10 protein-coding genes are annotated in these 12,047 nt (G+C 63.6%); 4 read left to right on the plus strand and 6 right to left on the minus strand.

The genetic code is table 11. From position 1 onward, the window contains the following. The first annotated feature begins 26 nt into the window (after positions 1 to 26). From AAFX91_RS07220 to AAFX91_RS07230, 3 genes are all read left to right on the plus strand, one after another. Positions 27 to 1,214, plus strand: a complete 1,188-nt coding sequence (locus AAFX91_RS07220; protein ID WP_394565990.1) for a pyridoxal-phosphate-dependent aminotransferase family protein — start codon at positions 27 to 29, stop codon at positions 1,212 to 1,214. A gap of 165 nt (positions 1,215 to 1,379) precedes the next feature. Next, positions 1,380 to 3,494, plus strand: coding sequence for a S9 family peptidase (locus AAFX91_RS07225; RefSeq protein ID WP_130581136.1), 2,115 nt, complete (start codon positions 1,380 to 1,382; stop codon positions 3,492 to 3,494). A 343-nt stretch (positions 3,495 to 3,837) separates the two neighbouring features. Beyond that, positions 3,838 to 4,398, plus strand: coding sequence for a flavin reductase family protein (locus tag AAFX91_RS07230; RefSeq protein ID WP_282531329.1), 561 nt, complete (start codon positions 3,838 to 3,840; stop codon positions 4,396 to 4,398). Between the two features lie 49 nt (positions 4,399 to 4,447). On the opposite strand, the gene AAFX91_RS07235 is transcribed toward AAFX91_RS07230, so the two are convergent. The 6 genes from AAFX91_RS07235 to AAFX91_RS07260 form a co-directional block, all read right to left on the minus strand. Continuing rightward, entirely contained in the window at positions 4,448 to 5,890 is a 1,443-nt protein-coding gene (locus tag AAFX91_RS07235; RefSeq protein ID WP_394565991.1) for an aldehyde dehydrogenase family protein, read from the minus strand. A 102-nt stretch (positions 5,891 to 5,992) separates the two neighbouring features. Further along, positions 5,993 to 6,712 carry a ribonuclease activity regulator RraA gene (locus AAFX91_RS07240; protein ID WP_130581133.1) on the minus strand — a complete coding sequence of 240 codons (720 nt, stop codon included), beginning with the start codon at positions 6,710 to 6,712 and terminating at the stop codon, positions 5,993 to 5,995. Positions 6,713 to 6,819: 107 nt separating this feature from the next. After that, positions 6,820 to 8,559: an L-arabinonate dehydratase gene (araD, locus tag AAFX91_RS07245; protein WP_394565992.1), complete on the minus strand. Its 1,740-nt coding sequence runs from the start codon at positions 8,557 to 8,559 to the stop codon at positions 6,820 to 6,822. Then, positions 8,556 to 9,419, minus strand: a complete 864-nt coding sequence (locus AAFX91_RS07250) for an ABC transporter permease (protein WP_394565993.1) — start codon at positions 9,417 to 9,419, stop codon at positions 8,556 to 8,558. Before AAFX91_RS07250 ends, araD begins: the two co-directional genes overlap by 4 nt. A 12-nt stretch (positions 9,420 to 9,431) precedes the next feature. Further along, entirely contained in the window at positions 9,432 to 10,196 is a 765-nt protein-coding gene (locus AAFX91_RS07255; protein WP_130581130.1) for an ABC transporter ATP-binding protein, read from the minus strand. 4 nt (positions 10,197 to 10,200) lie between these two features. Beyond that, positions 10,201 to 11,208, minus strand: coding sequence for an ABC transporter substrate-binding protein (locus AAFX91_RS07260; protein WP_394566007.1), 1,008 nt, complete (start codon positions 11,206 to 11,208; stop codon positions 10,201 to 10,203). Positions 11,209 to 11,322: 114 nt separating this feature from the next. Between AAFX91_RS07260 and AAFX91_RS07265 the strand changes: the two genes are divergently transcribed. Next, positions 11,323 to 12,042, plus strand: a complete 720-nt coding sequence (locus tag AAFX91_RS07265; protein WP_130581128.1) for a GntR family transcriptional regulator — start codon at positions 11,323 to 11,325, stop codon at positions 12,040 to 12,042. Positions 12,043 to 12,047: the final 5 nt, after the last annotated feature.

Genomic DNA, 12,047 nt, shown 5'->3' on the forward strand with positions numbered 1-12,047 from the left:
GTGACGCAGCCATAAGGAACCCAACAATGACCGTTCGCGCGGGCCGGGAATTTCTGGCCATCCCCGGCCCCACCACGATGCCCGACGAGGTGCTGCAGGCGATGCATCGCCCGGCGCTCGATATCTACTCGGCAGAGATGGTCGAATTGACCGAGAGCCTGCTGCGCGATCTCTCAACGCTGTTCGCCACGAAGGGCAAATCGTACATCTATATCGCCAACGGCCATGGTGCCTGGGAGGCCACGCTCTCCAACGTGCTGTCGCGCGGCGACAAGGTGCTGGTGCTGGAGAGCGGCCGCTTCGCGATCGGCTGGGGTCTTGCCGCATCCGCGATGGGCGCCGAGGTCGAAGTGTTGAAGGGCGACTGGCGCCGCGCGATCCGGCCCGCGGAAGTGGAAGAGCGATTGCGGCGCGACAGGGAGCACACGATCAAGGTGATCCTCGCGGTGCAGGTCGACACCGCCTCCGGCGCCTATAACGACATCGAAGCGATCGGCAAGGCGATCAAGGCGAGCGGCCATCCGGCGCTGTTCATGGTCGATACCGTGGCTTCGCTCGGCTGCATGCCGTTCGAGATGGACGCCTGGGGCATCGACGTTGCGATGTCCGGCTCGCAGAAGGGCCTGATGACGCCGCCGGGTCTCGGTTTCGTCGCGGCGAACGCGCGCGCGCAGGAGGTGCACAAGCGCGCCAATCTGCGCACGCCCTATTGGGACTGGACCGAACGCGAAGGCACCGAGCACTATCGCAAATATGCCGGCACCGCGCCGGTGCATCTGTTGTTCGCCTTGCGCAAGGCGATCGACATGCTCACCGCCGAGGGGTTGGAGAATGCGCATCTGCGCCACCGCCTGCTTGCGGAAGCCGTGCGGCGTGCCGTGGCGGTATGGGCCGAGCGACAGGTGCTCGGCTTCAACATCACCGAACCCGCCGAGCGCTCGAACACGGTGACGACAGTCACCATGAACGGCCACGACCCGGCGGCGCTGCAGCGCTATTGCAAGGAGAAATGCGGCGTCGTGCTCGGCACCGGCATCGGCGACCTGCAGGGCCAGGCCTTCCGCATCGCCCATATGGGCCATGTCAACGCGCCGATGATTTTGGGCACCCTCGGCGTGGTCGAAGTCGCGCTCAACGCACTCGGCATTCCCCACGGCAAGGGCGGAACCGAGGCCGCGATCGAATGGCTCGGCGAAAGCGTGCGAGCCGATTGACCTTGTAGCCCGGGTGAAGCGCAGCGTAACCCGGGGTTCTCTCACCACCTGCAGCGACGGTCCCGGGGTTGCGCTGCGCTCCACCCGGGCTACGGTTCGCGCATCTGGCAATCCTCGCCTGCGTCCCGATATAAGGCATAGCCTTTGAAACGGAACGAGGACCGAGTGGACCAATCCGCCACCAAGAAACCTGCCCACCCAGCGCCCGTCGCGCCGCGACGGCCGCATTCCTTCACGCGGCACGGCATCACCGTAACCGACGATTATGCCTGGCTGAAGGACCCGAAATGGCAGGAGGTGCTGCGCGATCCCTCGATCCTTGATCCTGACATCCGCAACTATCTCGAAGCCGAGAACGCCTATGCCGAGAGCCTGCTTGGCCACACCGCACCCTTGCAGAAGAAGCTGGTGGCGGAGATGCGCGGGCGGATCAAGGAGGACGATTCCAGCGTCCCCTCGCCCGACGGTCCATTCGCCTATTTCCGCAAATTCCGCGAGGGCGGGCAGCACGAGATGTTCGGCCGCATGCCGCGCGACGGCGGCGAGGCGCACATAGTGCTCGACGGCGACGAGCTGGCGAAAGCCTCCGAATATTTCAGGTTCGGCGGCAGCCGGCACTCGCCCGACCACAGGCTGCATGCCTGGAGCGCCGATACCAAAGGCTCGGAATATTTTTCGATCCGCGTGCGCGACTGGTCAACCGGCGCCGATCTCGACGACATCGTCGAGGAGACCGATGGCGGCGTGGTGTGGAGCGCGGACGCGAAGAGCTTCTTCTACGTCAAGCTCGATGACAATCATCGCCCGATGCAGGTCTGGCGCCATCGGCTCGGCACCAAACAGGCCGACGACGTGCTGGTCTATGAAGAGCAGGATTCCGGATGGTTCACCCATCTGCATGAGAGCGCGAGCGGACGCTTCTGCGTGATCGCGGGCGGCGACCATGAGACGTCGGAGCAGCGGCTGATCGATCTCAGAAATCCCGAGGCGCCGCCGCGGCTGATCGCCGAGCGCGAAGAGGGCGTGCAATATTCGATCGCCGATCGCGGCGAAGAGCTGTTCATCCTCACCAATGCCGATGACGCGATCGACTTCAAGGTGGTGACGGCGCCGCTTGGCGCTCCCGAGCGCAAGAACTGGCGCGACCTGATCCCGCATCGCGAAGGCATCTACATCATCGACCTCGAGCTTTTCTCCGGCCACATGGTGCGGCTCCAGCGTGCCAATGCGCTGCCGGCGATCGTGATCCGCGATCTCGAGACCTGCGAGGAGCATGCGATCGCCTTCGACGAGGCCGCCTATTCGCTCGACACCATGGGATCCTACGAATTCGAGACGACGAACCTGCGCTTCTCCTATTCGTCGATGACGACGCCGTCGGAAGTCTACGACTACGACATGACGAAGCGGACACGGGTGTTGCGCAAGCGCCAGGAGATTCCCTCCGGCCACGATCCGGCCGACTACGTCACCACGCGCATCATGGCGACCTCGCATGATGGCGCAGAGGTCCCGGTCTCGATCCTGCACCGCAAGGATTTCGTCCGCGACGGCTCGGCGCCGCTCCTGCTCTACGGCTACGGTTCCTACGGCATGGCGATGCCGGCCTCCTTCAGCACCAACCGCCTGTCGCTGGTCGACCGCGGCTTCGTCTATGCGATCGCGCATATCCGCGGCGGCGCCGACAAGGGCTGGGGCTGGTATCTCGACGGCAAGCGCGAGAAGAAGACCAACAGCTTTGATGATTTCGCGGCCTCTGCCCGCGCGCTGTGTGAGGCAAAGTACACGAGCACAAAACGCATCGTCGGCCATGGCGGCTCGGCCGGCGGGATGCTGATGGGAGCGGTCGCGAACCGCGCCGGCGAATTGTTCGGCGGCATTGTCGCCGAAGTGCCCTTCGTCGACGTGCTCAACACCATGCTCGACGACACGCTGCCGCTGACGCCGCCGGAATGGCCGGAATGGGGCAACCCGATCGAGAGCGAGAAGGACTTTCGCACCATCCTGTCCTATTCGCCCTACGACAATGTCGCAGCGAAAGACTATCCCGCGATCCTCGCCATGGGCGGATTGACCGATCCCCGCGTCACCTATTGGGAGCCGGCGAAATGGATCGCGCGATTGCGCACAACCATGACCGGCGGCGGCCCGGTCCTGCTCCGCACCAATATGGGCGCGGGCCACGGCGGCGCGTCGGGACGCTTCAACCGGCTCGATGAAATCGCGATCGTGTATGCGTTTGCGCTGTGGACGGTGGGGATGGCGGACGCGGTGGCGTAGATATCGTAGGGTGGGCAAAGCGAAGCGTGCCCACCTTCTCCTGCACCGAGCGTGGATGGTGGGCACGCTGCGCTATGTCCACCCTACGCGTCTGAGATGAGCCTCCGCTCCGCTCCCTCCCCACGTCGTCTCGGGCTTGCGCGCCGCGGCGAAGCCCCTTGGCGAAGCCGGGACCCGGAACCCATAACCACCAAACCTCTTTCTTGAATCCGGCTGTAACTCCGAGTCTTCGTCACCAAAACCGCCTGTGCTTATGGGTCCCGGCTCGCGCTTCGCTTGGCCGGGACGACGGCGGAGTTTGAAGCGCAAACGAGGACGACAACTGAGAAGGAGAGGAGGCCCGATGCCGCGCTACACCAAGACGGATTTTCCTGTCGACAACATCAGGCGCTTTCTCGAGCCCGGGCCGATCGTGCTGGTCTCCTCCGCGCACAGGAATGAGACCAACATCATGACCATGGGCTGGCACATGATCATGGAGTTTCAGCCCTCGCTGGTCGGCTGCTACATCTGGGACGCCAACCATTCCTTCGAATTGATCCGCCGCAGCAAACAATGCGTGATCAACGTGCCGACCGTCGAGTTGGCGCCGACGGTGGTCAGGATCGGCAACAGTTCCGGACGCGACATCGACAAGTTCGCCGAGTTCGGTCTGACGCCCAGGCCCAGCGAGCTGGTGCGCGCGCCGTTGATCCAGGAGTGTTACGCCAATTTCGAATGCCGGCTGATCGATTCAAGCCTGATCCGGAAGTACAGCCTATTCGTGGTGGAAGTGGTGAAAGCGCACGTCGCGACCTCGCCGAAATATCCGAAGACCATCCACTATCGCGGTGACGGCGAGTTCATGATCTCCGGCGAGAACACGCGCAAATATCGCAAGCTGTTCAAGCCAGAGATGTTGTAGCGGCAAGACCATTCGGGCGGCGGCAGCGCCGCCCGAATGTCCGCCATCCTTACGGATTCGTATAGGCCGTCTTCACCGTCGTGTAGAACTCGGCCGCGTATTTGCCCTGCTCGCGTGGACCATAGCTCGAACCCTTTCGGCCGCCGAACGGGACGTGATAGTCGACGCCGGCGATCGGCAGGTTGACCATCACCATGCCGGCCTCGGCGTTGCGCTTGAAGTCGCTGGCGTATTTCAGACTGGTGGTGCAGATGCCGGCCGATAAACCGAACTCCGTATCGTTTGCGGTCGCCAGCGCCTCGGCGTAGTCATTGACGCGAATGACGCCCGCGACCGGTCCGAAGATCTCCTCGCGCGCGATCCGCATCTTGTTGGTCACCTCCGTGAACAGCGCCGGCTGCAGATAGAATCCGGGCGCGTCGCGCTTCAGCCGCTCGCCGCCGAACACCAGCTTCGCTCCCTCATCCTTGCCGATCGAGAGATATTTCAGGTCCTGATCGAGCTGGTTCTGGTCGACGACCGGGCCGATATCGGTGCCGGCCTTCAGGGCGTCGTCGACCTTGAGGCCGCCCAGACGCTCGGTGAGCGCGGCGACGAACTTGTCATGAATGCCCTTGGTAACGATGAGCCGCGAGGCCGCCGTGCAGCGCTGGCCGGTGGAGAAGAATGCGCTGTTGACGGCACATTCGACCGCGACCTTCAGGTCGGCATCGTCGAGAATGACCAGCGGATTCTTGCCGCCCATCTCGAGCTGGAACTTCTTCATCGGCCGCGATGCCACGCAGGCTGCCGCGACCTTCTGGCCCGTCGCCACCGATCCGGTGAAGCTGATCGCGGCGACATCGGGATGTTCGAGCAGCGCGGCGCCGACCTCGGAGCCACGACCGATCACGAGATTGAGCACGCCTTTGGGCAGGCCGGCACGCTGCAGGATATCGACCAGCGCCCAGGTCGATCCCGGCACCAGGTCAGCCGGCTTGATCACGACCGTGTTGCCATAGGCGAGCGCGGGCGCGATCTTCCAGGCCGGAATCGCGATCGGGAAATTCCAGGGCGTGATCAGGCCGACGACGCCCAGGGCTTCGCGGGTGATCTCGACGTCGATGCCGGGCCGCACGGAAGAAAGCTTCTCGCCGGCCATACGCAGGCACTCGCCGGCAAAGAACGCGAAAATCTGTCCCGCGCGCGCGGCCTCGCCGATGCCCTCCGGCAGGGTCTTGCCTTCCTCGCGCGACAGCAAGCGGCCCAGCTCATCCTTGCGCGCTAGGATTTCGTCGGACGCCTTCTTGAGGATGTCGTAGCGGACCTGCGGCGTCGCACGCGACCAGGCGGGGAATGCGGCCTTGGCGGCGGCAACCGCGGCATCAAGCTGGGCGCGGGTGCCGCGCACGGCTTCGCCGACGACGTCGTTGGTATCGGATGGATTGACGTTGGGCGAACGTGCGCCGTCCGACATCCATTCGCCGTCGATCAGATTGTTGAACATCAGCATGGCTTTCCTCCGTCTTGATCGGGCTTGGTGCCAAAGATCGGTTTAAGAGTTCGAGCACGACTCGGAAACGTTTGGGCCGAGTTCATGCTCGAACAACGAAATCTAGCGTCCGTTCCTTTTCCGCCACGCCGCGAAATCGGTCAATGTCTGCGGATCGGTGGCGGGATAGAGGCCGAAGATGCCGCGGCCGTTGCGGACCTCCTCGGCGACGAAATCCTCGAATGCGGTCATCTCGAAGGTTTCCTCGGCGATCTCATCGGCCAGATGCGCGGGGATGACGATGACGCCGTCGCTGTCACCCAGGATCACGTCGCCGGGAAACACCGGCGCGTCGCCGCATCCGATCGGAACGTTGATCTCGATCGCCTGATGCAGCGTCAAATTGGTCGGCGCGCTCGGACGGTGATGATAGGCGGGAAAGCCGAGATTGGCGATCTCAGCGGAATCGCGAAAGCCACCGTCGGAGACGACGCCGGCGACACCGCGCTTCATCAGGCGCGTCACCAGGATGGCGCCGGCAGAGGCGGCGCGCGCATCCTTGCGGCTGTCCATCACCAGCACCGCGCCGGGCGGACAATCCTCGATCGCCTTGCGCTGTGGATGCGAGCGGTCGCGGAAGACGTCGAGCTTGTTCAGGTCTTCGCGCGCCGGCATGTAGCGCAGCGTGAAGGCTTCGCCGACCATGGTCGGCTGGTCCGGGCTTAAGGGGTGGACGTCCTGGATGCACTGGACGCGGAAACCGCGCTTGTACAGCGCGGTGGCGACGGTGGCCGTGGAGACGGTTTTCAGCTTGTTGCGGGTGGCGTCGCTGAGTTTGGACATGTCTGCTCGCTTTCTGGTTCGTCATTCCGGGGCGGTCGCGACAGCGAGCGAACCCGGAATCTCAAGGTTCCGGGTTCGCGCTTCGCGCGCCCCGGAACGACATGGAGTTAGTAGATCGATGGCTCGTCGACCGGCTTACCAAAACCGGTCTCCAGAAAATCGAAATCGCAGCCTTCGTTGGCCTGCTTGATGTGGCGTGAGAACATCCAGCCATAGCCGCGCTCGTAGCGGCGCTCCGGCGGCTTCCAGGCGGCGCGGCGACGTTCGAGCTCTTGCTCCGGCACATCGAGGGTGATGCTGCGGGCGGCGACATCAAGGGTGATGCGGTCGCCGTTCTGCACCAGCGCGAGCGGACCGCCGACGTAAGCTTCCGGCGCCACATGCAGGATGCAGGCGCCGTAGCTGGTGCCGCTCATGCGCGCGTCCGAGATCTGCACCATGTCGCGCACGCCCTGCTTCACGAGTTTTGTGGGGATTGGCAGCATGCCCCATTCCGGCATACCCGGTCCGCCCTGCGGCCCCGCATTGCGCAGGATCAGCACATGGTCGGCGGTGACGTCGAGGTTGGGATCATCGACCGCCTTCTTCATCGAAGGGTAATCGTCGAACACCAGCGCCGGGCCGGAATGCTTCAGGAAGCGCGGATCACAGGCCGAGGGCTTGATCACGCAGCCGTCGGGGGCGAGATTGCCCTTGAGCACCGCGAGCGCCCCCTCCTTGTAGATCGGGTTCGCGACGCTGCGGATGACGTCGTCATTATAGACTTCGGCGCGGGCGATATTCTCCCCCAGCGTCCTGCCGGTCACGGTCAGGCAGTCGAGATGCAGATGATCCTTGATCCGGCTCATCAGCGCCGGCAGCCCGCCGGCATAGAAGAAATCCTCCATCAGATAGAGATCGCCGCTCGGGCGGACATTGGCGATGACAGGCACCTCGCGGCTCGCCTTCTCGAAATCGTCGAGGGAGATGTCCTGGCCGGCGCGGCGCGCCTGGGCGATCAGATGGATGATCGCATTGGTCGAGCAGCCCATCGCCATCGCGACCGTGATCGCGTTCTCGAACGCTTTCCGCGTCTGGATCTGTTGCGGGGTCAGATCCTCCCAGACCATCTCGACGATGCGGCGGCCGCACTCGGAGGCCATGCGGATGTGACCGGCATCCGCCGCTGGGATCGAGGAGGCGCCCGGCAGCGTCATGCCGACGGATTCGGCGATCGCGGTCATGGTGGAGGCGGTGCCCATGGTCATGCAGGTGCCGTAGCTGCGGGCGATGCCGGCTTCCATGTCGACCCAGTCATCATCGGAAATCTTGCCGGCACGCCGCTCGTCCCAATATTTCCAGGCGTCCGATCCCGAACCCAGCGTGCGGCCCTTCCAGTTGCCGCGCAGCATCGGGCCGGCCGGCAGATAGATCGTGGGCAGGTTCATGGAGGTGGCGGCGAGCAACAGCGCCGGCGTGGTCTTGTCGCAGCCGCCCATCAGCACGACGCCGTCGACCGGATGGCCGCGCAGCAATTCTTCAGCGTCCATCGCCAGCATGTTGCGATAGAGCATGGTGGTCGGCTTCAGGAACGATTCCGACAGCGACAGCGCCGGCAGTTCCATCGGAAAGCCGCCCGCCATCAGCACGCCACGCTTGACGTCGTCGACGCGGCTCTTGAAATGCATGTGACAGGGCTGGGCGTCCGACCAGGTGTTGATGATCGCGATCACCGGCCGGTCCTTCCACTCCTCCGGCGCATAACCCATCTGCATGGCGCGCGAGCGGTGGCCGAAGGCCCTGAGATCATCGGGCGCGAACCAGCGCGCGCTGCGGAGTTGGTCGGGACGCTTCCTCTTGTCGCTCATGTCTGGGTGCCCCACTTCTGGACAGTGTTCCGCTCGATGGTGCGGAAGATCAGGTTTTCGACGATCAGGCCGATGATGATCACCGTCAACAATCCGGCGAACACGGCAGGAATGTCGAGCAGGTTGCGGTTCTCAAAGATGTACCAACCGAGCCCCCCCTGTCCCGACGACACGCCGAACACCAGTTCCGCGGCGATCAACGTACGCCAGGCAAAGGCCCAACCGATCTTCAGCCCGGTCAGGATCGAACTGAAAGCCGCCGGGATCAGGATGCGCGCCACATAGGGTAGTCCACGCAGGCCATAATTGCGGCCGACCATGCGCAGCGTGTTGGATACGCTCTTGAAACCGGCATGGGTATTGAGCGCCACCGGCCACAGAACGGAATGAATCAGCACGAACACAAGACTGCCATTGCCAAGCCCGAACCAGATCAGCGCAAGCGGCAAGAGCGCGATCGCCGGCAGCGGGTTGAACGTCGCCGTGATCGTCTCGAGGAAATCCGTGCCGATGCGGGTCGAGATCGCGAGGATGGTCAAGATCGAGGCCAGGGCGATGCCGGCGGAATAACCCATAAACAGTACTTTTAGCGACGCCCAGGCCCGCATCGGGATGGTGCCGTCGCGCACCTTCTCGAACATGGTGACGACGGTGTCATGGAAGGTCGGGAACAGCAGGGGATTGTCGAGCAACAGACCGTAAGCTTCCCACGCTGCCGCCAGGAGAACAATGATGAGCCCCTTGCGCACAAATCCGTCGTTCCAGAGCAGCTCCCACACGCTCAGCTTGCGCTCGACCTCGCTTGCGGCCGGCGCGGCCACTGCATTGCCCTCGCGCAGCAGGATCGTTGCTTCTCCCATCGCGCCCCTCCTTCAGCGTGCGGTTGCTGCTTCAGCGAACAGCAGATCGTGGATCTGCTTCTCCAGCCGTGCAGCGCTGCCGTCTTCGCTGGAGACGCGGTCGACGTCAGCGACCTCGGCCTTCACCCGCCCCGGATGCGGCGACAGCAGCAGGATGCGGTTGCCGATCTTGATAGCTTCCGCGATTGAATGGGTGACGAACAGCACGGTGAACTTGGTCTCAGACCAGAGCAGCAGCAATTCGTCCTGGCAAGTCCGACGCGTCAGCGCATCCAGCGCCGCGAACGGCTCGTCCATCAGCAGAATGTCCGGCTCCATCGCCATGCCGCGCGCGATCGCGACGCGCTGCTTCATGCCGCCGGACAGCGTATGCGGATAGTTATCGACCACGCGAGTCAGCCCGACCTTCTCGATATAGGCCCGCGCCTTCGCTTCGGCTTCCTTGCGAGGCAGCCGCCGCGCGGTCAGGAGCGGAAACATCACATTCTCCAGCACGGTTTTCCACGGCAGGAGTTGATCGAACTCCTGAAAGATCATCATCCGATCGGCGCCTGGCTCGACGATCTCGCGACCGTCAATCCGCATCTTGCCCTCGCTGGGCTGCAAGTACCCGCCGACCGCCTTCAGCAGCGTGGATTTGCCGCAGCCGGACGGCCCGAGCAGCACGAAGCGATCGGAGCGATCGACCGTGAAGGAGACGCGTTCGGTCGCCGTGATGACCGCGTTCGACGTCTTGTAGCGCAGCGTCACATCGGAGACGTCAAGGAGCGGCGCCATGGGATCAACTGCCCTTCAAGTCATGCGCGACCGGCAGGTAATAGTCGGTCCACGCCTTGGGCTGCGTCTTCAGCGTGCCCGTCTTGAAGAGATGGTTGGCGAATTTCATGGTGCCCTGCGGCTCCAGATTCCACTCCATCATGCCGGGCTCCTTCAGCCAGGCCAGCAAATCTTCAACTGACGTCTTGTCGCCAGTGATCTCCTTGTAGATTTCGACCGCGAGCTTGGGATCGCTTCGGATCAGGTCATGCGCCTCCTTGGTCGCCAGCCGCACGGCCTGGATGATTTTTGGATTGGCGTCGGCGAATTTCGTCGTGGTGAAGAATTGCGCCTGGCTAAGCGGGCCGCCCATCACGTCAGGCGAGTTCAGCACGACATGCGCGCCCGGCACATTCTTCATCTCAAGGAAGGTAAAGGGAGGGATCGAGAAATGACTGCGCACCTCATGCTGCGGATTGGACATTGCTGCATAGGCATCGGGGTGGCCGAGCTGCACGGTGTTGGGATCGAGCTTCGACCATTGATCCGGGCCGAACAACTCGCCGGCCGCGATCTGCAGCACGATGGCCTGCGTCGAGACCTTCACGGTCGGCAACGCGATTTTATCGTTCGGCCCAAAATCCTTCAGCGACTTGATGTTGGGATCGCGGCTGATCAGCGTCATCGGCTGCGCAGACGTGGCGACAATGCCTTTCACGCCGCCGCGGGTACGATCCCATAGCAGCAAGAGATTGCCGGTGCCAGTATTGAGGATGTCGACGCCGCCCGCAAGCAGCGCATCGGTCTGCGCGCCGCCGCTGGAGAACGTCAGCCATTTGGTGGTGACGCCGGGCACGCCAAGCGCCGCGGCATGTTTCTCGATCAGCTTCTGCTTCTCGATAATGTGGCTCGGAATATAGAAGATACCCGGCTGCCGCGACAGGGCGATTTCCGTCTTTTGCTGCGCCAGTGCCGCCGGTCCCTGCAGCAAACCAACCGCCACGGCGGCGCTCGCAAGCGTCCGCCACATCATCCTGTTCATTACGCGTTTCCTCTGAGGGTTGCGGATTGACCACCCCCTGGGGAGATGCACTAATGTATTAGTGCATCGTTGGCGAGCCTCTCGCCGGGCGTAACGGCAATTCAAATGGATCAACCCGCAATCGGCCAGCGTCGTGTCGTCCCGCGATCGAGCGGGCTGCTCGACCGCGACCGTCAGGCGGCGCCGCAGGTGTTTGAGCGCCTGCGCGGCATGATCATCGCGCTGGAACTGCCGCCGGGCTCACCGCTGTCGCGCGCCGCGCTGGCAGAACAGTTCGGGGTGTCCTCGACGCCCATCCGCGACGCGCTGAAGCGGCTCGAGGAGGAAGGTCTCGTCGAGGTGTTCCCGCAATATGCGACGGTCGTCAGCCGGATCGACCTGCGCCGCGCGCAGCAGGCACATTTCCTGCGCCAGGCGCTCGAGCTGGAGATCGTGCGCGTGCTTGCGCTGAAACCGGACGAGGCGCTCGTCGCCCAGTTCAACTCAACCATCGCGCGGCAACAGCAGTTTGCAAAGGCCGGCGCCTTCGAGAAATTCATGGCCGCCGACAACGAGTTCCACGCGCAGCTCTACGAGGCCGCCGACAAGCAAGAGCTCTGGGCTCTCATCCGCAGCCGCAGCGGGCATATCGACCGGTTGCGCCGGCTGCATCTGCCCTCGCCCGGCAAGGCGCAGGATATCGTCCGCCATCACAAGCTGATCGCCAAGGCTATCGCCGGCGGTGAGCCGGAGGAAGCGCAAAAACATCTGCGAACCCATTTGTCGGGAACGCTGAGCGAGCTCGCGCAGATCCGCGCGCGGCATCCGCACTATTTCAACGACTGATGCGC

Origin of the sequence: Bradyrhizobium sp. 31Argb (assembly GCF_043638955.1) — a bacterium.
Classification (GTDB): domain Bacteria; phylum Pseudomonadota; class Alphaproteobacteria; order Rhizobiales; family Xanthobacteraceae; genus Bradyrhizobium.

Coding starts and splice junctions, on each gene's coding strand:
- AAFX91_RS07220 (WP_394565990.1), top strand. CDS start 27: ATGACCGTTCGCGCGGGCCGGGAATTTCTGGCCATCCCCGGCCCCACC.
- AAFX91_RS07230 (WP_282531329.1), top strand. CDS start 3,838: ATGCCGCGCTACACCAAGACGGATTTTCCTGTCGACAACATCAGGCGC.
- AAFX91_RS07235 (WP_394565991.1), bottom strand. CDS start 5,890: ATGCTGATGTTCAACAATCTGATCGACGGCGAATGGATGTCGGACGGC.
- AAFX91_RS07240 (WP_130581133.1), bottom strand. CDS start 6,712: ATGTCCAAACTCAGCGACGCCACCCGCAACAAGCTGAAAACCGTCTCC.
- araD (WP_394565992.1), bottom strand. CDS start 8,559: ATGAGCGACAAGAGGAAGCGTCCCGACCAACTCCGCAGCGCGCGCTGG.
- AAFX91_RS07250 (WP_394565993.1), bottom strand. CDS start 9,419: ATGGGAGAAGCAACGATCCTGCTGCGCGAGGGCAATGCAGTGGCCGCG.
- AAFX91_RS07255 (WP_130581130.1), bottom strand. CDS start 10,196: ATGGCGCCGCTCCTTGACGTCTCCGATGTGACGCTGCGCTACAAGACG.
- AAFX91_RS07260 (WP_394566007.1), bottom strand. CDS start 11,208: ATGATGTGGCGGACGCTTGCGAGCGCCGCCGTGGCGGTTGGTTTGCTG.
- AAFX91_RS07265 (WP_130581128.1), top strand. CDS start 11,323: ATGGATCAACCCGCAATCGGCCAGCGTCGTGTCGTCCCGCGATCGAGC.